At 46.6% G+C, this 20,786-nt stretch carries 19 protein-coding genes; 4 read left to right on the top strand and 15 right to left on the bottom strand.

Annotated features, from left to right (window positions below):
- The 11 genes from GPL15_RS14415 to GPL15_RS14460 all read right to left on the bottom strand — a co-directional run bounded on the left by GPL15_RS14415 (position 1) and on the right by GPL15_RS14460 (position 14,443).
- Positions 1 to 1,014, bottom strand: a complete 1,014-nt coding sequence (locus GPL15_RS14415) for a Gfo/Idh/MocA family oxidoreductase (protein WP_215699381.1) — start codon at positions 1,012 to 1,014, stop codon at positions 1 to 3.
- Positions 1,011 to 3,356 carry a helix-turn-helix domain-containing protein gene (locus tag GPL15_RS14420; protein ID WP_215699382.1) on the bottom strand — a complete coding sequence of 782 codons (2,346 nt, stop codon included), beginning with the start codon at positions 3,354 to 3,356 and terminating at the stop codon, positions 1,011 to 1,013. Before GPL15_RS14420 ends, GPL15_RS14415 begins: the two co-directional genes overlap by 4 nt.
- A 41-nt stretch (positions 3,357 to 3,397) precedes the next feature.
- A complete protein-coding gene (locus tag GPL15_RS14425) occupies positions 3,398 to 4,519 on the bottom strand; it encodes a Gfo/Idh/MocA family oxidoreductase (RefSeq protein WP_215699383.1) in 1,122 nt (373 codons plus the stop codon).
- Positions 4,512 to 5,288: a sugar phosphate isomerase/epimerase family protein gene (locus tag GPL15_RS14430; protein WP_215699384.1), complete on the bottom strand. Its 777-nt coding sequence runs from the start codon at positions 5,286 to 5,288 to the stop codon at positions 4,512 to 4,514. The genes GPL15_RS14425 and GPL15_RS14430 overlap by 8 nt, the downstream gene beginning before the upstream one ends.
- A 92-nt stretch (positions 5,289 to 5,380) precedes the next feature.
- Positions 5,381 to 7,399: an alginate lyase family protein gene (locus GPL15_RS14435; RefSeq protein ID WP_215699385.1), complete on the bottom strand. Its 2,019-nt coding sequence runs from the start codon at positions 7,397 to 7,399 to the stop codon at positions 5,381 to 5,383.
- 107 nt (positions 7,400 to 7,506) lie between these two features.
- Complete coding sequence (locus tag GPL15_RS14440; RefSeq protein ID WP_215699386.1) at positions 7,507 to 9,198, bottom strand: extracellular solute-binding protein; 1,692 nt, start codon at positions 9,196 to 9,198, stop codon at positions 7,507 to 7,509.
- 23 nt (positions 9,199 to 9,221) lie between these two features.
- A complete protein-coding gene (locus GPL15_RS14445; RefSeq protein WP_215699387.1) occupies positions 9,222 to 10,385 on the bottom strand; it encodes a Gfo/Idh/MocA family oxidoreductase in 1,164 nt (387 codons plus the stop codon).
- Between the two features lie 376 nt (positions 10,386 to 10,761).
- Positions 10,762 to 11,277 carry an FtsX-like permease family protein gene (locus GPL15_RS14450; protein ID WP_215699388.1) on the bottom strand — a complete coding sequence of 172 codons (516 nt, stop codon included), beginning with the start codon at positions 11,275 to 11,277 and terminating at the stop codon, positions 10,762 to 10,764.
- A gap of 287 nt (positions 11,278 to 11,564) precedes the next feature.
- Complete coding sequence (locus GPL15_RS27750) at positions 11,565 to 12,287, bottom strand: ATP-binding protein (RefSeq protein ID WP_275950492.1); 723 nt, start codon at positions 12,285 to 12,287, stop codon at positions 11,565 to 11,567.
- 25 nt (positions 12,288 to 12,312) lie between these two features.
- On the bottom strand, positions 12,313 to 12,948 hold the full coding sequence (locus tag GPL15_RS27755) for an ATP-binding protein (RefSeq protein ID WP_275950493.1): 636 nt from the start codon (positions 12,946 to 12,948) through the stop codon (positions 12,313 to 12,315).
- Between the two features lie 163 nt (positions 12,949 to 13,111).
- Complete coding sequence (locus tag GPL15_RS14460; RefSeq protein WP_215699389.1) at positions 13,112 to 14,443, bottom strand: flavin oxidoreductase/NADH oxidase; 1,332 nt, start codon at positions 14,441 to 14,443, stop codon at positions 13,112 to 13,114.
- A 259-nt stretch (positions 14,444 to 14,702) separates the two neighbouring features.
- Here GPL15_RS14460 and GPL15_RS14465 point away from each other — a divergent pair, with 259 nt between their 5' ends.
- The gene (locus GPL15_RS14465; protein ID WP_215699390.1) at positions 14,703 to 15,539 is read left to right on the top strand and encodes an AraC family transcriptional regulator; all 837 of its coding nucleotides are present in this window, start codon (positions 14,703 to 14,705) and stop codon (positions 15,537 to 15,539) included.
- Between the two features lie 110 nt (positions 15,540 to 15,649).
- Here GPL15_RS14465 and GPL15_RS14470 read toward each other — a convergent pair whose 3' ends face one another.
- Positions 15,650 to 16,051 (bottom strand): helix-turn-helix domain-containing protein, encoded by a 402-nt coding sequence (locus tag GPL15_RS14470; RefSeq protein WP_215699391.1) that lies wholly within the window; start codon positions 16,049 to 16,051, stop codon positions 15,650 to 15,652.
- A 197-nt stretch (positions 16,052 to 16,248) separates the two neighbouring features.
- Between GPL15_RS14470 and GPL15_RS14475 the strand changes: the two genes are divergently transcribed.
- Complete coding sequence (locus GPL15_RS14475; RefSeq protein WP_215699392.1) at positions 16,249 to 16,539, top strand: hypothetical protein; 291 nt, start codon at positions 16,249 to 16,251, stop codon at positions 16,537 to 16,539.
- A gap of 139 nt (positions 16,540 to 16,678) precedes the next feature.
- Here the strand turns inward: GPL15_RS14475 and GPL15_RS14480 are convergent, their stop codons facing one another.
- The 3 genes from GPL15_RS14480 to GPL15_RS14490 are packed head-to-tail and all read right to left on the bottom strand — an operon-like array spanning position 16,679 to position 19,261.
- Positions 16,679 to 17,659 carry an ATP-binding cassette domain-containing protein gene (locus GPL15_RS14480; RefSeq protein WP_215699393.1) on the bottom strand — a complete coding sequence of 327 codons (981 nt, stop codon included), beginning with the start codon at positions 17,657 to 17,659 and terminating at the stop codon, positions 16,679 to 16,681.
- Between the two features lie 9 nt (positions 17,660 to 17,668).
- Positions 17,669 to 18,481 carry an ABC-2 family transporter protein gene (locus tag GPL15_RS14485; protein WP_215699394.1) on the bottom strand — a complete coding sequence of 271 codons (813 nt, stop codon included), beginning with the start codon at positions 18,479 to 18,481 and terminating at the stop codon, positions 17,669 to 17,671.
- A 3-nt stretch (positions 18,482 to 18,484) separates the two neighbouring features.
- Entirely contained in the window at positions 18,485 to 19,261 is a 777-nt protein-coding gene (locus GPL15_RS14490) for an ABC-2 family transporter protein (RefSeq protein WP_215699395.1), read from the bottom strand.
- Between the two features lie 359 nt (positions 19,262 to 19,620).
- Between GPL15_RS14490 and GPL15_RS14495 the strand changes: the two genes are divergently transcribed.
- Positions 19,621 to 20,145, top strand: a complete 525-nt coding sequence (locus GPL15_RS14495; RefSeq protein WP_215699396.1) for a nitroreductase family protein — start codon at positions 19,621 to 19,623, stop codon at positions 20,143 to 20,145.
- Positions 20,146 to 20,381: 236 nt separating this feature from the next.
- On the top strand, positions 20,382 to 20,678 hold the full coding sequence (locus tag GPL15_RS14500; protein WP_215699397.1) for a putative quinol monooxygenase: 297 nt from the start codon (positions 20,382 to 20,384) through the stop codon (positions 20,676 to 20,678).
- Positions 20,679 to 20,786: the final 108 nt, after the last annotated feature.

Here is a 20,786-nt window from a genome sequence, read left to right on the forward strand (position 1 = left end):
TTATATGCTGATTACAGTTCCTTCTTTCGCCGAACGGTATACGGCCTCTAACAGCCGGACGCTGACAACCGCCTCTTCGCCGCCGACAGGAAAGGCTTTTCCGGTCTGAATGCACTGGTAAAAGTCATCAATCAGAAATCCATGTCCGCTTCCCCAATAATCTTTTCCTAAAACGGTTCCCGAAGAATAATCCTTCTTGGTAATTTCACCGTTCTTCTCCGTTATCACCTCGTTGCCGATCATCTTAATGCTGCCGTTTTCGCAGATGATCTCCAGCTCCACCGGAGCATTTTTCACATAACAGTTGGACGCGTAGAACAGCAGACGCTGCCCATTTTCGCCGGTCATCAGAATGTCCACCGTATCCTCCACTTCAATGACCCCTTTCAGCCTCTTTGTGGAAATGCTGGCCTCCACCGTTTTCACCGGACAGGTCAGCCACTGAAGCAGGTCAAAGGTATGGATTGCCTGGTTGATTAACACTCCGCCGCCTTCCGTCGCCCATTTCCCTCTCCAGTCGGACTGGGTATAATATTCCGGTTTCCGGTTCCAGGTCACCTGGCCTCTGGCCCCGGTTATTTCACCTAATTCTTTGCTGTCCAGCAGTTCTTTCATATAAACCGACGCTTCATTATAGCGGTTCTGGAAACAGATGCCCAGATTCCGGCCAGACTGATCCCTGGCTTCCATGATCCGTTTCGCATCCTCTTCCGTCAGAGCCATGGGCTTTTCGCAGAGCACATGTTTTCCGGCCAGCAAAGCGTCCACGGCCATCTGCGCGTGCAGATGATGGGGGGTGCAGATATGTACCACATCGATGTCCGGGTTTTTAAGCATCTCCCGGTAATCCGTATAAACTTCGGCGATTCCATACTGTTCTGCCGCCGCTTCTGCCTTTTCCCGGATGATGTCGCAGACCGCCGCGCACACGGCATGTTCCACATTGTTCAGCGCTTTTAAATGATTCTTTGATATCAGACCGCAGCCGATTACGGCTGCCCGCAATTCCTTCATGAATCCTGTTCCTCTTTTCCTTTTTTCTCCTCCAGTTCTTTAAACTGGGTCGGTGTAACGCCTTCATATTGTTTAAAAATCCTGAGGAAGGTCCGGTGGCTGCCAAATCCACAGTTGAGGGCAATGTCCTCTAAGCGCTCGTCCTCTAAAAGCTGTTCCTTTACATGGGCCAGACGGACCTTATGAATGTACTGGGACAGTTTTTCTCCTTCTATTTCCTTAAATATCTTGGACAGATACGCCGGCTGGACATTGAACATTTCCGCCATAGAGTTGATGCTCAATTCCGAATCAGAGTAATTTTCTTCCACATAGTTTTTAATTCCCTGATAAATCCTTCCTTTTTGGTTTTCTCTTTCCCGATTGTTCACTTCCGTAATTTTTTGGCAGGTAGTGATTACCAGATTCTCCAGTTCCTCCTGCATTTTTTCCGCGTTGCCCAGGCGGCAGGCCTCCATCAATGTCTTTTGGGATACCGAAAGGACAATGTCGTCGGATACCTTGCCGGCCGCCCGGATAATGCTGGATGCGATATTGCTGACCAGAAACTGCATCGCCTCCGGAGCCAGGCAGTTCACCTGGTTTTCCTCTAAAAGCTGCCCTATTTCTGCGCATGCCGCCTTCGCTTCTCCGCTGCTGACGCTGTGAACCAGACGGTTTTCCACATCGATGGGGTATTTCAAAAGCGTATCCCCGGGGAGCAGGTTGATCTCTCCATAGCCGACGATATCCTTACTCTCCTCTTTTTTCTGGTATTCAAAAACCGTTGCCGTTTCCCTGTACGCCTTGTGACATTCTTCCAGCCCATGATGCAGTTCGCTCAATGCGATATAATAGGACAATTTAAAATGATTCCGTATAAATTCCCTGGATACCTGCCATACCCGTTTCACCGCTTCCTGCATTTCCTGGTCCTCATCTCCCGACCAGATCAGAAATACCTGTTCATTATGTCCTTCCCGGAAGCACACCCACTCCAAATCTTCTTGATTCAGATTTTCCTCGGTCACATTCTGCAAAATGAACCAGGACATTTCCTGGGTATCCAGCGCCGTATCCTCCGGCAGAAGTTCCGCCTTCTCTTCCATTCTGTAAACCAGAATACAGCATGCCTGGCCGCCCACATGGATTCCGTACTGTTTCAGCAGTTCTTCGTCAATCATGGCCGACGCCTTGCTCTCCGTAAGGAGCCGGTGGAACAGCTCTTTGCTGATGGCGTTCCTCTGGCGGCTGATCACATTGCTGTTCTCCCTGTTTTTATCCACCAGCTTGTGAACGGAACGGCTGATATATTCATAAGCGTCTGTGCTCATCTGCAGCTCCGGGTCCTCCCCCTGCTGTTCCAGAATATCCACCACATTTTTGAGGGGCCAGTAATGACGGATCGCCGCGTAACTGATCACAACCGCGCTGATGATTAAATAGACCAGAATCAGCATAACCACCAGATTCCGCAGTTCGGATATCTGCGTTACAAAAGCCTGTTCCTGGGTGATCACCGCGTAATCCCAATTCTCATATTCAGAAGGGATATAGGAAACCACAGAAGACCCGATTTCAAACCGGTTCTGGAATACCCGCTCCTGATTTTCCAAAGAATGCGCCAGCAGCCGCTGTTTCAGTTCCTCATCCATAGGAGATACCGATACGACCTGCTGGTTAACCCGGTCGATAATGCACATGTTGTCCCGGTCCTGGTTCAGCCATTTTGAAGCTTTCAGTATTTCATTGCCATCCATCACCATGATGGCATTGACAGGCGGAGCCTGGCGGTTGCTGCTGTCCAGCGGCTTGATTAATACGGTCAGCGTGCCGCCCTGTCTCGTTTCAAGAGAAAAAATCTGCGCTGCTTTATAGGTCTTGCAGATCACTTCATACCAGTCTTCATAGCTGAATCCATAGGAGTCAAAAGAAATTTCAAAAAACTCACGGCTGTCGTTATAGTAATTGCCGGACACTAAGAGATCCGTATCCGGAAAATAGAGATAGCAGTCATGGGTGCCTCCGTCCAGAATCATCTCATTGGCCAGTTCCCGGACAAGGCCGTACTTCTCGTAGCTGTTTACCGTCCCCGCCGAACCCGGCTGCCTGAGCCTGCCCACCGTTTTATTGAAATTGGCCTTACTGCAAAATGTCCGCAGTCTACGGACATTGCGGTCCATTTGAAGCTGGGTCATCTCAAGCTGCACCGCGTTGGTATATTCCAGATCGGCTTTTAACGCCTCGGAATACTTCATGGCGCAGAAAGATATGACAATGATCGCCACCGTCGATATGACCGCATAGGACAGGCCCCATTTCGTAAACATCTTATACAGTTTTCTTCTCTTCTTTTCCATCATTCTCATGTCTCCTCTAAGTCAGCGGGCAGGTGGAGATTTTGTCAGGAAATAACCGGTTCTTTGCAGCGCTCCTGGAGTTTTTCAAGGAACAGTTCTCCATCCACCGGCAGATCCACCCATTCTCCCCCCAGCCAGGAGGAAAGATGGATCGCGTTGGATATCTGAAGCCCCTTTATTCCTTCTTTTCCCGGTGCAATGGGTTTTGCACCTTTTAAAATAGCGTCGCAGAAATTATTGATTATTCCAGGATGAGAGGTATAGGTTCCTTTTACCGGAATTTCGCATTCCCAAACTTCCGGTTTTCCCAGACCGCCGCGGTATGCAGCGTTGAATTCCGGTTCCGGAACCCTCAGGCGGTAAAATTTAAGCTTGCCGTCCTCAACCACCAGCTTGCCCTTCTCCCCGTCAATCTCCAGTCTGTTTGTTCCCGGCGCATCCCCGACCGTTGTTATGTAGCAGCCGGTCGCGCCGTTTTCATATTCCACCAATGCTGTCACATCGTCTTCCACGTCTATATTTCTATGTTTTCCATAATAAACATTGGACTTAACCCGTTTCGGCATACCGCACATCCACTGCCATAAATCCAGGTTATGGGGGTTCTGGTTCAGAAGCACTCCGCCGCCTTCCCCGTCCCAGGTAGCCCGCCAGCCGCCCTGGTCATAATAGCTCTGAGAGCGGTACCAGTCCGTAATAATCCAGATAACCCGTTTCATCTCTCCCAGTTCCCCGCTGTCCAGCATATCCTTCACTTTCTGGTAAAGGGGGTTCGTCCTCTGGTTGAAATCCATGCAGTAAACCAGTTCCGGGTGGCGTTCTGCCTCTTCGTTCATACGTTCTACCTGTTTAGTATACACACCGGCAGGTTTCTCCACAAGCACATGCAGTCCCGCCTTCATGGCGTCAATGGCGATGGAAGGATGATAGTAATGGGGCACCGCGATCAAGACCGCGTCACAGCTTCCCGAGCGGATCAGCTCATCGCTGCTGCCAAAAACCTGTAATCCTCCGCCAAATGTATCCTGGGCCAGTTTCAGCCGTTCCGGATTCACATCAGCTACCGCAGTTAATTCCACAGCAGGCGTCTTTCCCGCCTTAATGCTGCGCCCGTGCTGGCTGCCGATACTTCCATATCCAATAATTCCAAGTCTCACCTTATTCATAGGTCCGTTCCTCCAGTTCCTTTAAAAGCGCCAAAGCCCTGGCGCCGTCCGTCTCCATATCATCGGTCTTGCCTTCAATGCTGATTCTTCCGTCATATCCTATGGCCTTTAACGATTTCATAAATGCCCCGTAGTCCTCTCCTTCTTCAGAAACCGGATACCTCCGCCCATTTCCAGAAGCGATATGGATATGGCCGAAATTCTTAATGGTTTCTATATCCTGAATGCGGTCATGATTGGCCGCCACATGGAAATAATCAGAAAGCAGGTCCACATTGGGATGGTTCACATCGGATGCCAGGATCGCCCCCTCAGCCATGGTGCAGATCATGTTTGTCTCCGTTCTGCTCAACGGTTCAATCACCACATAAACGCCGTACATGGCGGCGATTTCACCTGTGATGCGGTAGACCTGAACCAGCTTTTGATAGGCGTCCCCGTAAGACAGATGTTCCGGGCATCGTCTGCATTTTCCGCTGCCGAATACCACAGTGGTTCCGCCCAGGCTTTGGATCAGGGCCATGGCTTTATGAAGATACTCTTTTAACTCTTCTTCCCCCGTATTTCCGTCAATCAGTTCCATGGTTTTCGGAAACAGGATATTAAACGCTTCACATTTAATTCTGGAAGTTTCAAGCTTTTTTTGGTAACGGGCAAGCGTTTCCGGCTCCAGCTTCATCGCCGCTGTCACTGACACTTCTATGTAGTCATATCCAAGCCGGTCCAGCAGTTCCAGATTCTCAAGGCCGGTACAAATTCCATATCTCATGTTAATCCTCCTTGCCGGAGCGTTTGCACGCGCTGAGAATTTCAGATTCTCAGCCGCGGTTCAAATTTGAGGCTCCGGCACAAATTTTGCTTCTATTTTGTTACATTTACATCTTCCTGCCCTATCACCACAGCAGTTCCGTCCTCAAGCGTCACCCGGCTTTCATCCAAGCCGGCCTGTGCCGTAACATTTGTCCCCTCCGGCTTTATGATGGTGAGGAAACGGACAGGCACCGGGCCATTTGTCTTAACAGCCAATTGAGGCGTGGGCTTCTTCCACGCATATCCGTAGGACAGCCAGCCGCCGATCGGGTCGTCGCTTCCTTCCAGAATCTCGTATTCCACTTCTTTGGTCGCTTTGGAAACCAACTGATAATGACGTCCTTTCTGCGAAGTATAGTTGAAAACGCCATCCTCCTGCTGCTCCAGATGCCCGAATGCGAAGTTAAAATACAGCCTTATATCGTGTTCGCTCAATCCCAGCCCGGTCACCTGGTCGTCGATTACATACACATCTCCCGCCAGGTGCAGAACCCTTCTTCTGTGGTAAATCGAATCATCCCGGTAAACGTATCCGTTGTGGGAGACATCGATCATCTGATAGATTTCATTTTCTTCAAATCCGTGGCAGTACATTCTGACGCCCCTCGTCCGGCTCACTCCCGGTACGGTTCCCATCTCGTGGTCATCCACATACAGGGTATTGTGGGCTTTGGCGGATAAGAAATAATGCCTTAAATCCTTCCAGCAGGAGCTGTTATAGATAAACCGCCCGCTGTCCGTCAAAATATCCTCGCCTTTTATATGCAATTCCAAATGTCCGGTATCGTTGTGGGAATGGGTGCTTCTCTCGCCCCGTTCCAACTGAACCCCGTGAATATGGAAATAACTGTCATCTTCATTCCAGCCGGTTCTCATCACATAAATTCCGGCCTCTTTATATGCGTAATTTCTCTGAGCCGGCTCTTTTCCCTCTTTTCTTCCGGTTGCCAGGTAGAGGAAATCCTCTCTTCCGGTAATTTCATACATAGTGCGGAAATAAGCCCTCATTTCGTTTAAATCCACCGGATCAAAGGTCAGGTTCATGCCTTCATAAAGGGATGTGTCACATCTTCTGTCCAGCAGGTCATTCCGGTCCGCGTCCCCGATCATCGGAGTTGAGAAATCCGGTTTCACAAGGCTTAACAGGAATTCTGCGGATTTTTCCAGCGTGGGAAGGGCGTAGGGCGCAACTGGTATGCCGTTGGCCTCACACAGACGCCAGCACTGCAGGTAAATCCCCGCCGCCACCATGTGGTAAATCGGCGTCCTTTCCATGTGGATTCCGTCATTATCAAAGGAATATTTCACCTCATGCATCACTCTTCTGTAACCGGTTGATTTCCATTGGGACTTGATCTCCGGGAACATGATTCCGCACTGGAGCAAAGTTCCCGATTCCATGGTCAGCCAGTTGCTGGAACGGTTGTGATTGCTGTAATGATCCATCAGGAAATCGGCATGATCGCAGACCTCAGTCAAGAACAATACCCATTCGTCCCGTCCCCATGCTAAAGACCTGCGGAACGCCTCCATACAGGGCAGCCAGGAGGTATAAATTCTCATGGCCGTTTCAATGGTACGCCATGCATGGCCCGGGTATTTAAATTTGGTTTCAAATGTGTCATCCTCCATAAACGGCTTTGCAGGCCAATACTCTGCAAATTCCTTCATCTGATGGAGAAATTCCTTCGTATACGTTTCATCTCCTGTCAAAACATAGGCCCGGGCCAATGGCTGCCAGTAAATATGACGGAACAGCGACCAGCTCCATTCATTATCCCTGGACGTATCAGTCGTAGGATTGAAAGACCATTCGATTTCCCCTGGAAACTGATGACCGTAAATCTTATGATCCATGACTTCCTGGGCCTCTGAAAGGATCTGGTCATCCCGGAACCCTTCCATATCTTCTCTCGTAAACAGGTAAACAGGCGCCGTCCTGGTGCGGAAATGCTGAACCACCGCATCCATACATCCATCATAATTCTGCTGTTCATACAGCTTTCCTGCTTCCTCCAGCCCCGGAACGCTGTAATCCAGCCGGTTTAACAGTTCTGTCATTCTTTCCATCTTTTTTCCTCTTCCCTCTGTTCTTGCGATATTTTGATATTTAAAATGCTGTATCCGGGAGTGTCTGACTTATGTGCTCCCGGATGCAGCATTCTCAACTTAGTTTACTAATTTCCCATATACAGATCGTATGCTTTCTGCATCATTGCGGTAGCTTCGTCAATACCGAAATCCTTTAACTGCTGGATGTAATTATCCCATTCGTCTAATGAAACGGTTCCTGAGATAAACTGGGCTTCCATCTCATCTGATAATGTGGTCACATTGTTCATGATTTCCGCATACTGTTCGCTGTCTTCATCCGCCACACTTGTAGGAGGATAGAAATATTCGCCCATATCGGTCTTCATGCTCAGTTCCAAAGCTTCTTTTTGGTTATCCTGCTCATAGTACTGTTCGATATAACGTGGGTCCTGTACGCATACGCCGGATGTGGATGCTCTCGTATATGCTGCCAGGGCGTTTGCCACTGATAAGCCGTCTGCATTCTTCATGATTACGTCTGTATAAACCGGCTGTCCGTCTTTCATTTCAAATGTAAGTCCTTCGATACCGAAGTTACAGCATAAGTTTCCTTCTTCACTGTACATCCAGTCGAGCAGCCATGCTGCCGCTTCCACATTTTTACACTGGGTGGAAATAGCTGCGGAAACACCGGACTTATCATAAATCTGGTTCATCTTGGAGAACTTGGAGTTCTGGCCTTTCACTGCGGTTAACGGCACGGTACAGCGGATATCATCCTGTGTGATCTCCGGGTCTGCTTCGTTCATAATCTGTGTATACTGTCCAAGTCCCTGTCCAAACGGAGCATAAACAACCGCGCTCTTTCCTGTTGTAAAATAGGTCTGGTTAGAGGCTTTATCAGCAACCAGCCAGTCACGGTCAATCAGGCCGTCTTTATACCACTCGTTCATCTTGGTCAGGAAATCTTTTCTGCTGTCTTGGGTCAAACCGTTCTTTACCACGCCGTCTTCTACGTAGAACTCACCCCAGTTATCAAATCCAGGACACCATACCGGCTTCATCCATTCTTTTCTGGTGGTAAACGGCACTTCGAATCCGTAATCTTTGAAAGCTCTCAATACCGTATCCCATTCATCAATGGTTTCCGGCATTTCCAGTCCCAATTCATCCAGCACGTCTTTTCTGATAACCATACCGGAACTGAACTGGGTATAGTTGGGCTGCTCCAAACCTCTTAAAAATGGGAAGCAGTAGTAGCTGCCATCGGATGTTCTGACCATTTTGTCCACATCCGGATGCTCTGCCATCAGCTTTGTGAAGTTCGGCGCATAATTTGCCATTGTATCATTCAGATTGATGATCACACCATCGTTAATCGCTGCCCCCGGGCCGCCTGCGTAAGCTACCCATGTATGCTCAATGATATCCGGGTATTCCCCGCTGGCAACCATGATAGAAAATTCCTCTTTTTCCGATCCAACAGTAGGATGGATGAATTCCAGCTCAATTCCTGTTTTTTCCATAATATACTGGGCCCATGGAGTATCTCCCAGGTTCGGATAGGTTGCTGACACATTGGCATTTAATTTTGTCCACCAGGTCAGTTTAACCCCTTCATATGGCTTGTCGTTATTGGCCGCTTCCGCAGAACTTTCCCCGCCTGCGTTCTCTTTGCCTGCCTCTGCTTTTGTCGTCTCCGCTGCCGTGGTCGCAGACGCCGATGCTGCCGGTTCCTCTTTGGATGATCCGCAGCCCGCTAATGACAATGCCGCCATAGAAGCTGCCATAGCCATTGCTGTCACACGTTTTGCCGTTGTAAACCTTTTCCTCATAATGTTCTCTCTCCTTTTCTTTTTTACCAGTCAGCCCCCACCTTAGATGGCATTTCCTGATTTTCATAACATGTTAAAAATATTTTTTTCAGGTTCCGGATCCGGCAGAACCGGTCTCCATCAACCTCTACATGTTCCAAATGATCCTCCCCGATCTGGCGCACCGGCATCTTAGCCAGTTCATTGACTACTTCCAAATGGGGAATTCCGCATTGAACGGTGCATACGGGATGTCCTCCGTTTTGCACACAGTCCAGGGTGTCATATAATTTCTGAAGGCGTTCGCCTTTTGCCACAGTTCCATAAGAAAATGTGCTTCCGTCATTCATTTCCGCCACATAATCCATCACAGGGCCGCCGCCGTAGTCTTTTCCATAATAAATGACAGCTTTTTCAAATTTATATTCACAGACAGGCCCCAGCTTTTTGTCCTCTAAATCATGGGTCGTATAATAGCAGACCGGAACCTGATCCACAGTCCTGGCACAGACCGCCGCAGTGTCAAAATTTTCCACCTGGCTGTTGGCCCGGTAGAGTTCCGCTTCCACGGATGATATCTCTGCCGCCCTGTCCATTTCTTTTCCTAAAAGGAATGTCATATTCTGGAACTGGTGGGCACAGGCATTGTTAAACGGGCTGTCATTGACCGCGCATCCATGCACTTCGATCTTTCCTGCCCAGTTGTTTCTGTTATAGTAGTTTTCCCCCCGGCTCATGGCGTGGAGAGCTTTCATATAAATGGGCTTTCCATACTTTCCGTCCAGGATATCCCGTTTCATAGCCAGCACATCTTTCGAATAATTGAGCTGATATCCCACTGCGATAAAACGCCCTGTCTCCTTTTCAAGGGCGATCAGTTCTTCGGCCCCTTTCACTGTTGTACAGACCGGTTTTTCCGTCAGCACATGGGAACCATGTTTCATGCAGGTTATGATCTGATTATAATGAAGATGGATCGGTGTCGATATAATCGCCAGATCCGCCTGATGTTCTTTGTAAAATTCCTCCGGTGCTTTATATACAGGTATGTTCTCTTCTTTAATTACCGGATAAATGTTTTCCACATCCGGCATCACTTCGCAGATCCCTTCAATCACTGCCGATGTGACATTTTTTTCTGTTAATTCCTTTATGTAATTGGCTCCATAACCGCCAATTCCAACAAGCAAAACTTTAACCTTTTTCATATTCCGCTCCCAAATCCCTTGTTTTACGTTGTTTTTTCTCAATTCGTCTGTAATTACCTTAACAGTTCAGAAAACGCTTGTAAATTGACAGTATTTTTTCTCAGTGTCAATTTCTGCCGGGTAATTTTTACGGATGTCCATAACTGGGGATGAGGTTTTATTTTTGTGGGGCGGTTAATTTTTGTCACCTGGGATATTTTTTGTCACTTGAAAATGAGAATGGTTTCTGTTACGGAAGCCTTTCAGATATGATAGGAAATCAGGAGGGCCGCACCGAAAAGTCAAATGCTTTTTATCTCATGGAACCGGCTTTCCTGTAGAATAAGAAAAAACCGGAGGCAATATGCCCCCGGCCTAAGAAACTGTCTATTCAGATTTAACGCAGACGCTCAATAATACCGGCTTTCATTATCCGGCTGCAGATAACCGCCGGAATGACTGTCGTCAGCACAATTAAAAACGGGTAAACCATGAGCATCGGCCACAAAATAAACCGGTAGGTGAAAAACCATATCCCCCTTGTCATCCCGCATACAGCAGTCAAGGAAAACAGTGTGCCGAAAACTGCCGATGCAATCATGGTTCCCAACGCATAATACAGACCTTCATATAACAGCATGGTCTTCAGTTGTTTTCCCGTCATGCCGATGCTCTGAAGCACAGCGAACTCCCTTTTCCGGGTGATTATGCTGGTCAGGACAGAGTTTACAAAGTTAGCAATTCCAATAAAACCGATCACCGCAGACAATGCCCCTCCAATCGTAACGAACAATGAGGTCAGATCGGCAAATGACTTCACATAAACCTCCCTGGAATCAAAATCCATGCCCTTGATTTCATAGGTCAAAGTCACGTTTTCACCAATGTGGGCAAGCATCCCGGCAAAAATCAAAACTATTTCCGTCCGGCAGGTTAACGTCGAGAACAATCGGATCCTAGTCCTGTTTTTCGTAAAACTATATGGCCGCGGCTTTTGTCAGAGAAACCTCACAGTGTTTTTTATATTATAATTCCCTGGTATCAGCATTATAACCATATTAGGAATGGCATCTTTCATTTACTGCAAAACGGCAGCAGACCTAAAAAAGGACTATAATAAAGTATCTAAAAAGAACGCTTTCAGGTATATAACCTGGAGGCGTTCTTTTTTATAAAGAAGCACTAAGCAGTCCTATCATACTATCGCTCCAATTTTGGAAACTGTTCATCCGCTAGATATACAGTATTTCTTGCTTTTCCGCTCTTCTTTAAGATTTTCTTTTTTACGAGACTTCCTAAAATCTCTCTTGCCCGTCTGTCTTTCATTGTCAGCAGCTCAGCCACTTGTGAAGTCGTACAACTACCATTGCTTTTAACAAATCTGATTACAATCATTTCCTTATCTGGTATTTCGTAAATTCCGGGTTGTACCGGATTGCCGGATTCCGCCGGATCGCCGGATTCCGCCGGATTGCCGGATTCCGCCGGATTAATACTCTCCGATATTTTTCGGAACATATTCACCCGAAAATCCCCATCAAAATCAAGGAGCTCCGGTTCCGGGAGACCATATTCATTGCACTCTCGTATAATACGAGGAATACCGCTGCCCCATTTCTCAATAATTTTCATATATGAGAACGCATTGGCAATGGCACGATTCCGAATTTTTGAATAACCTTCCTTCATTTTAGCTATGGAAACGCCATTCAACAACATTCCGGGAGAAGTAACTTCCAGACGGTCATCGAACAAGGCAATTTGGATATTTCCTGGTTCCAAGTAACTGCGGTGCGCAACAGAATTAGCGATCAGTTCCCGCACACTATCCAGTGGCAGCTCATACATATCCTGTCGATATAGGCCTTTGATTTTCATACCACGATTGATTTTTTCCAAAACATACTGAAAGGCAGCTTCCATCTGATCTTGAATGGCGCCTTCAAATTCACGACGATCTACGAAATAAGCCCGGTCTATACCTTTGAAAATGCCACACTGTATAACTGGCTGTATCTGCGCCTGACCTGTCAACAGAGCATAAGCATTGGTAGGAACAATTACGAACTGCTATTGCCTTCATATCCACACATAGTCTTGCAATATCTTCCTCCGTAACACTAAGACCTTCCGCAGGTTCACAGTCATAATACCGGTTCTGTCCCTCCAAAATCAGTTCTTGCACCTGATAACGCTCTGCATGGCGGGTGGTCCCGCTTACCCGAATATATGTCCCATCCAGAAGACCTTGACTCTTGATGTAGTAAGGCCGCTGCATACCGGGTAAAATCTCCACCTCTATAATTGATTTGCCTTCTATCTCCAGTATGCCGATACTTGGAATAATTTTCGGCTCACAACAGTCAAAGACGGCGTTGGTTATGGCATCCATCTTCTGAAAAACTTCTTCTTTTGTGAAGCCAGTAACCTTCCAAGTATTGTTCTCCACGCCAAAGATCAATTTTCCTCCTTTACCATTAGCAAAGGCCACGACAGTTTTTATATACCTTTCGCTTTTGGCTGGTATCTCCTCTTTAAATTCCACATTATCGGATTCGCCGGCATAAATCTCCTCTACAGTCATTAGTCTCACCTCCTATCATTGCAATACAAATCCTATTATGAATAATTGTACCACAATTTCTCAGCATTTAAAACAAACCCATACAATATATCAGCAGGTTCTTTCCCTGCACAGAAAAAGCCGCAGAAAAAATCTGCAGCTTTTGTGTCTGTTTTATCTCATCTTATTTATTCTCTTCCATAAATTCCTTATAATACTTCAAATAAATATCCGTATCCCTGACCACACATCCCGTAGGCTTGCCCGCGCGGATCAAATCTCCGCATTTTCCGCAGGCCACACAGGTCTTTTTCGGGTCAATCCTTCCGCTTTCCAGAATCTGCTTTGGAAATTCCGGATCGGCAAATGACATTCTTCCAAACAGCACCTGGTCGCACAGCCCTTCTTCAATGGCTCCCGCAGCGAACAGATCCGAATATTGTCTTAAATAAGACGGGCCGGAAGCGGAAATCACCATCTCAGGAACCGCCTTTTTCACCTGGCCGATGCCGTTAATGATGCGGGCCACTCCAAACAGAGGGTGTTCGTCCGGAACATATTTGCCATGGTCATACGGCCTGGTCACATGAGTGCTGACATATGGATTTCCCATAGTCAAGTTGACCATAGGCATGTGGTAATCTTCATACAGGGAACGAATCAAACGAACCGGCTCTTCTAAATCCGGAACGGCTCCGCCGCCTTCTTTCACGCCGAATCCATAAGGATAGGCAAAACCATCAAAAATGCCGATTCTAGCAGTCACCATAAAGCTGTTATCTTCATATGCTTTTGCCGCTTCGATGCCATTTCTCAAAAGCCTGGTACGGTTTTCAAAGCTGCCGCCGTACTCTCCGGGACGGTTATAAGCGGATGTCAGTTCCGCCAGGAGATAACCATGGCATGATTTGATGTCCACCGCGTCAAAACCGGCCTCTTTGGCAAGCAATGACGCTTCACCGAATTTCTCTTCCAGAGATTTCAAATAATCGTCGGAAACAATACAGCTGTCATCCGCTTTTCTCAGCTGTTCATACTGGGGATGGCGGTAGGCGATCAACGGCGCCGGTTTCCCATCCGGGTTGGAGTAACGGCCACTGTGGTTGGCCTGCATCACCAGATAGGGAGCGAAGCCGTTGGCCTTAATTCCGGCCTCTTTGATAGCAGCGGTAAAATGCTTATAGTTCTCCAGATTTTCCTTTGTCAGCATCAATTGATGGGCGCTGGAACGTCCTTCCGGCACGATGGAAATGGCTTCAAACCAGATCATCCCGCTCCCCCCGATGGCTTCCCGCACATACCGGCGCAGGGTCAGCTCTGATGGAGAACCGTCCGGAAGTCCGTCCGCCCCTTCCATGGGAGCGATGCCCATACGGTTATGTAAGGTCACATTGCCAAATGCCAGCGTTTCCTTTAAAACGGACGTATCCGCCGCAAACGGCAGATGCACTCCTAATTCAGCCGCTTTTGCCTGAATCTCTTCCAGGCTCTTATAATTGAATTTTTCATGCTGCATAATAAATTCCTCCTCATGTTCTTTTGGTATTTGTAATCGTTCAGACAGCTCATATTCTTGTCCGCAGAAGCCGGTCAGGAAGCGCCGGTTACCGATTGCGAAGTAAACAGAAACAAGCATCGGATTTCCATCCGATATAAGCATCTTCTGAGTTTGACGTACCGTCCTTATCTGGGCTATAATAATTCTAATAATGTAACAGTTCAGAAAGAGTTGAACCATTACTTAATAACTTCAATTTTGATAGAAAGGCGGCCCCATGCTCTATACCCATGTACCTGACATCAGTTGTTTTTATTCCGATGTTGTTGATGATGAAATATTCCTCCCCACCGCTCATTTTGAATATGAGATGATTCTGGTCACAGGCGGCAGATCGCAGGCTGTCATCAACCACAAAACTTATACTCTGACGGAAAAATCCCTGATTTTCATCAGCCGTCTGGAGCGCCATAATTTCATAATCGAAGCAGAACCTTACTGCCGCTATGTAGTCACCTTGTCCAGCGAGCTGATCCTTTCGCATACCAAGGATGCGGAACTGATCTCCATTTTCATCCAGCGGCCAAAGGAATTCTGCCATGTGATGGCGTTAAGCGGCCAGGCTTACCAGGCTGTCCTGCCTCTGTTCGCGCAGATGGCGGAGGAATATACCCGGAAACAGGTGTTTTACGAGACCCGCAGCGCCGCCCTCTTCACTTCCATCCTGATTGAACTCTACCGCAGCAAACCGGAATATTTCCCCATGCGGGGCCACAGCACCATGTCGGATGCCGTGCTGAACGCACAGCGTTATGTCAGCGAACATTTTCATCATAAATTGACTTTGACAGAAATCGCAGAACAGAACTTCATCAGCCGCCATGCGTTGTCCCTGGCCTTCAAGGATATCGTGGGTATCACATTCAAGGAATATTTACTGCTCTTTCGCGTCACGGAGGCCAAAAAACTGCTGATCACCACCGATCTTTCCGTATCCCAGATCGCGGAACAGGTGGGTTATATCAATGTCAATAATTTTTTAAAAATATTCAAAGACCGGGAAGGCACGACACCACTTCAGTACCGCAGGCAGTTTGTCAATTCCAGCCTGTAATTATAGTATCACGGCCCGGGTGCGGGAAAAAGAATTGAGTGGAAGGGAAAATATGCTTTTTGTTACCTGATTTTAATCCATACGGCCTTCACCCAGCAGACTTGGATGTTTTACGCCTTGTAATAATTATGTATTCCAGCATGATAATCACATTTCTGGCACTGGGACAGCACATGTTCGCTGTCCTCTTTGTGATAAGCCCCAGACCAGCGGCAAATGCTTTGGAGTATGGGCACAACAGAATTACCTTTTTCCGTCAGACAATACTCCACCCGGGGCGGAATCTCATTATACTGCCTGCGCAGCACAATCCCATCCGCAATCAGCTCTTTCAGAGCAGAAGCCAGAACCGCATCCGTTATATCGGTCATTTCCCTGCGCAGAACGCTGTAACGCAGCACGTTCTTCTCCGCCAGCACACAGATTATCCGCGGTTTCCATTTTCCTCCAAAAATATCCAGCCCATATTCCAGGGGGCACCTGATATCTTTTTTCATTTTCGGTTCATACATGTCCTCAACTCCTTTTTGCAGTATTTCGCTCTGAATCTATTGAAATTATTATATGAAATGCGCTGTGTAATAACAAGTAACTATGAAATTTATTAGTAACTAATAAATTGGCTGATATATTCCTATTCAGAATTGATCAGGCTATAATCATTTCACAGCATAACGTTATACTGCCAAAATGAAGGAGGATATAAAAAATGAAAATTAATGCTTATCTTGAAATCACCATGAAAATTGACCACGTAAACCGTCCCGCTGCCGCCCAAATCTATACCGATTACCGCACGCCCTTTTTGAACACCATCCCCGGCGCTCTTAGTAAAGACCTGCTGATCCGGGAAGATGATGTTCAGGTTCTCCATGGGTTCGTCAGTGCAGAACATGCCCAGGCTTACCTTTCCAGCCAGATGTTCCAAAACGATGTTTTCACAGGCCTGAAACCGTTGTGGAGCGCCGACCCGGATGTGAGAATTTATTCCGTAGCATAGAATGGGGCTTCAGCCTGCTTTCCCGTCTCTTTCGGGTCAGGCTGCCGGAAACAGGCGCTACAATTGAAAAAGAAAAGATACTGGCAGCAGTCAGTATCTTTTTTTAGGTTTCTGCCGATCAGCATGCGCATCAGCCGGCTCAAGCCCCTCTCCCTTCATACAATTTCTTCACAATCTCCTCAATCTCTTCATGGCTGATATCAATGTCTTTTATCTCAAATGTATCGGATAAAACCCTTAAAAACTTATCCGGCGGCATCTTCTCCTTCTCCACCCGGTATGTCTTTTCATGGTCTTTATCCTCCACACAGATCACCCCTTCATGATCCAGACCGTTTCTCTGCCGTTCAAACTGTACCCGCACAAAATACGCCTCATGATGATTTTCTTTAAAACTCTCTAAAGATGTGTCCGAAAGCACAGCTCCGTTATCGATCAGGATTATCCTGTCACATATGGTGTCAATGTCTTTCATGTCGTGAGTGGTAAGGATTACCGTAGTTTTCTTATCTTCCTTCAGTTCTTTAATGAATGTCCGGATATGATCCTTTACCAGCACATCCAGTCCGATTGTAGGTTCATCCAGATACAATATTTTAGGGTCATGGAGCATGGCTATGGCTATTTCCGCCCTCATTTTCTGCCCTAAACTCAATTGTCTCACCGGTTTACGGATAAATTTTTTCATATCCAGAAGTTCCGTAAACATCTCCACATTTCTATGGTAGATATGATCGTCTATCCTGTACATTTTTTTATATAGCTGAAATGTATCTTTCATAGGCAGGTCCCAGTTCAATTGGGACCGCTGGCCGAATACTGTGCCGATATTCATGGCATTTTCCTTCCGGTTCTTATGGGGAACGATGCCATTTACCAATATGCGGCCTGAATCCGGCACCAGAATGCCGGACAGCATTTTAATCGTTGTGGACATTCCCGCGCCATTGGGCCCGATATATCCCACCATTTCCCCTTCTGCTATGGAAAATGATACGTCCCGGACAGCCTCTTTCTTTTCATATTCTCTCACAAATAAAGACTTTACCGCGTTTAGCGCGCCCTTGGGCCTTTGGAAAACCTTAAAACTCTTCTGTAGATTCTCAGCTTCTATCATCATTTTTCCCCCTCAAGAACCTGTGCCCTGATAGGCATCCAGCCCTTTATTCCAAAACCAATATGCGAAAAGAAATACCACACACCCAATGAACGGCGTCATAAACTGTAACACAGGGTGGAAAAGTTCCTGTTTTTTGAGGAACCATTGGCTTGGATAGTAATTAATAAATCCGTAAGGCAAAATAAAAGTTAAAATAAATTGGATTCCTTTGTTGTAAATAGACAGCGGATACGCGATAAACTGTTCCATATTGGTATAAAAAATCTGCCGCAGGCCGTCGCTCTTTAAGATCCAAAAAGCCGGAACTGTGGTCACAATAAATGCGGCCCCATGGATCAGAACGCCTCCAAACAGCACGATTACCAGCCAGCAGATATTCAAAACCCCAGCGGAAACGGCCAGTTTCTTCATACAGATCACAATGATTCCCACCCCGATCACATAATTGGAGGTATATCCCGCGCTCACCTTTGTGCAGACCAGATAAACCAGCGGATTCACCGGACGCACCAGAATCTGATCCAGTTCCCCTCTTTGTATAATCTTTGGAAGTTTACCAAAGGGCCCCATAAAAAATGTGGCCGCAATGGAGTAGGACAGCATATCAAGGGCATATAAAAACAGCACTTCATAGGTCGTCCATGTTCCAATCACCTGAAAGCGGTTTAATAAAACCAGGATCATGAGAAATCCGGAAGACCAGGAAATGATCTTGGAAAACATCCGCATAAAATACTGGCCTCTATACTCTAACTGGGTCAAAAACGTAACTCTGGCAAAGGCAATATAGAGTTCTAAAACATCCTTAATTTTCCTGCCCATTTTTCAGCCTCCCTGCACTTCAATTTGAACCTGAACTTTATGCCAGATACATTTTTCCGCCGCCCAAAAAACAACGATCCATAAAATCTGCATTCCCATAATGAAAAATGTTTCCGTTCTGCCGTACTTTCCAAGCAAAATCGCAATGGGTTCATAAACCATAAACCGGAACGGAAGAACTTTGCATATTTTATACAGAAATAAGGGGTAAAACCAAAGCGGAATGGTCTTGCCTGAAAAGATCTCCATCAGCCCTCCGATCAGCATTCTCCCATAGGTTCCATCCTTAAACCAGAAAACCAACAGCCCGATCACATACTGGAAATAAAAAGACAAAACCACCGCCAAACCGCAGCTCACCGCAAAAAGCAGGCAGTATTCCGGCTGCATTTTCGCAAACGGCCACACAAAACCGGCAATCACCACAATAGGAAGCCCAATAAACAGCAGTGAAAACAGGTTCGAAGATATCTGTTCCCAAAATGTATACCATTTCAGATTAATGGGGCGTATCAGATCAATGGCGATGGAACCGGACCTGACCTTTTCCGAAAGGCTGGATGTGATCTCCGATTGAGTTAACAGCCAGAAGATTAAAGAAGCCGTTGTATAGACCACCATTTCTTCAAATGTCATTTCCTCCTGTCTGAACTGAAGCAGTACTTTCCAGATGCTGATCTGGATATACAGCCTTAAAAGCTGGCCGATAAACTGAAAAAATATGCTTTCCCGATATTGAAAATGCTGGCTGAATACACATTTCGCTAATTGAAAATACATGTTCCCTCCCCCTGGATGACTTTTTAAAATAACAAATTTCTGCTTTCCGGATAGATATCCAGTCATCCTTTTGTAACAGTCCAGACAGCCCGCTGTCTAAACTGTTACATTCTTTAATAGGATAGCACTGGTTATGCGGCTTTGTATATTGACACTTTATTTTTGGTGTGTCAGTTTCTGCCGCCTGAATTCCCACACTTCCAGGAAGACCCAAAAAGCCTTGTAAATCTGTCTCATTCTCTGTTTCTTCTATATTATAATTGTTGTATAATAAAACAATGGGAACCGTTTAGAGGACGGAAAAATTGACACGGAATTAAAAATCAATTAAGTATAAACAAGGAAAGGAAGACAAAACTATGGATTTATTAGAAATCATGCAAAACCGGCGCAGTGTGAGAACTTATACCGATGAACCCATTTCAAATGACAGCCTGCAGAAAATCCTACAGGCCGGGCTGCTCTCAGCGTCCAGCCGAGGCGTCCGCCCCTGGGAATTGATTGTTGTCCGGGATAAGGGTATTTTAAAACAGATGTCGGAATGCAGAATCGGCTCCGCCAAAATGCTTTCAGGTGCAGACGCAGCTATCGTCGTGATCGGGAATATAACTGCTTCAGATGTCTGGGTTGAGGACTGTTCAATCGTAATGTCCAATATGCACCTGATGGCAGACAGCCTTGGCATTGGAAGCTGCTGGATTCAAGGCAGGCTGCGTGAAGCGCCGGACGGCAGGACTACTGAAAACTATTTAAAAGAACTCCTAAAATTCCCAGACGGCTTTGCTTTAGAGGCAGTGCTTTCTCTCGGAATGCCTGATAAACATCCCGCAAAGCGTGAACTCTCAGAGCTTCCGATGAACAAGATCCACTACGAAGTATATTGATTTAACCGTAACAGTTCAGACGGCGGGAAAATTGATAGAGAAAGCAGCGTCAAGCTCGCTTGTAAGCCGCTTTCTCTATCAATTTTTACATCGGATGGACATCCGATGCTTCTTGACCGAATTTTTCGGTCAAGAAGATAAGCCGTCTAAACTGTTACATTTAACCGACGCCTGCCCGGAAAAACTGCTCTATTAATATAGAAGAAAAGGGATCATATAGAAAGGAACTAACAATCATGAACGAACAGATTCTTTTAGAAGTACACTACACCATCAAACATGGAAAACGGGATGAGTTTTGCCAAAAGGTATACGAGGCCGGGATTGCCGATGCCTCAAGGAAAGAAACGGGAAACCTGAAATACGATTATTATCTCCCCCTGGATTCTGATGATGAGGTCTGCCTGATTGAAGTATGGGAAAATCCCCAGGCGCAGCTGGAGCATAAAACTCTGCCTCATTTTCAAAAATTAGGGGAGTTGAAGGCATTGTACGTGGAAAATACCGATATCACTACTTACCATTTAAAGTAAATCTTTATTTAACGAATTGGCGGGAGTAACGCCATGAAGACGGGGAATCTGGGGCAGGCGGCCGTGGATGAGAGGAATTGGGGGGCGGATTCCGACCCTAAGAAATAC

The organism is Clostridium sp. MCC353 (genome assembly GCF_018785315.1).
Lineage (GTDB): Bacteria > Bacillota > Clostridia > Lachnospirales > Lachnospiraceae > CHH4-2.

Excerpts from the sequence above, each read along its gene's own strand:
- GPL15_RS14415 (WP_215699381.1), bottom strand. The coding sequence starts at position 1,014 with ATGAAGGAATTGCGGGCAGCCGTAATCGGCTGCGGTCTGATATCAAAG.
- GPL15_RS14420 (WP_215699382.1), bottom strand. The coding sequence starts at position 3,356 with ATGATGGAAAAGAAGAGAAGAAAACTGTATAAGATGTTTACGAAATGG.
- GPL15_RS14425 (WP_215699383.1), bottom strand. The coding sequence starts at position 4,519 with ATGAATAAGGTGAGACTTGGAATTATTGGATATGGAAGTATCGGCAGC.
- GPL15_RS14430 (WP_215699384.1), bottom strand. The coding sequence starts at position 5,288 with ATGAGATATGGAATTTGTACCGGCCTTGAGAATCTGGAACTGCTGGAC.
- GPL15_RS14435 (WP_215699385.1), bottom strand. The coding sequence starts at position 7,399 with ATGGAAAGAATGACAGAACTGTTAAACCGGCTGGATTACAGCGTTCCG.
- GPL15_RS14440 (WP_215699386.1), bottom strand. The coding sequence starts at position 9,198 with ATGAGGAAAAGGTTTACAACGGCAAAACGTGTGACAGCAATGGCTATG.
- GPL15_RS14445 (WP_215699387.1), bottom strand. The coding sequence starts at position 10,385 with ATGAAAAAGGTTAAAGTTTTGCTTGTTGGAATTGGCGGTTATGGAGCC.
- GPL15_RS27750 (WP_275950492.1), bottom strand. The coding sequence starts at position 12,287 with ATGGAAGCTGCCTTTCAGTATGTTTTGGAAAAAATCAATCGTGGTATG.
- GPL15_RS27755 (WP_275950493.1), bottom strand. The coding sequence starts at position 12,948 with ATGACTGTAGAGGAGATTTATGCCGGCGAATCCGATAATGTGGAATTT.
- GPL15_RS14460 (WP_215699389.1), bottom strand. The coding sequence starts at position 14,443 with ATGCAGCATGAAAAATTCAATTATAAGAGCCTGGAAGAGATTCAGGCA.
- GPL15_RS14465 (WP_215699390.1), top strand. The coding sequence starts at position 14,703 with ATGCTCTATACCCATGTACCTGACATCAGTTGTTTTTATTCCGATGTT.
- GPL15_RS14470 (WP_215699391.1), bottom strand. The coding sequence starts at position 16,051 with ATGTATGAACCGAAAATGAAAAAAGATATCAGGTGCCCCCTGGAATAT.
- GPL15_RS14475 (WP_215699392.1), top strand. The coding sequence starts at position 16,249 with ATGAAAATTAATGCTTATCTTGAAATCACCATGAAAATTGACCACGTA.
- GPL15_RS14480 (WP_215699393.1), bottom strand. The coding sequence starts at position 17,659 with ATGATGATAGAAGCTGAGAATCTACAGAAGAGTTTTAAGGTTTTCCAA.
- GPL15_RS14485 (WP_215699394.1), bottom strand. The coding sequence starts at position 18,481 with ATGGGCAGGAAAATTAAGGATGTTTTAGAACTCTATATTGCCTTTGCC.
- GPL15_RS14490 (WP_215699395.1), bottom strand. The coding sequence starts at position 19,261 with ATGTATTTTCAATTAGCGAAATGTGTATTCAGCCAGCATTTTCAATAT.
- GPL15_RS14495 (WP_215699396.1), top strand. The coding sequence starts at position 19,621 with ATGGATTTATTAGAAATCATGCAAAACCGGCGCAGTGTGAGAACTTAT.
- GPL15_RS14500 (WP_215699397.1), top strand. The coding sequence starts at position 20,382 with ATGAACGAACAGATTCTTTTAGAAGTACACTACACCATCAAACATGGA.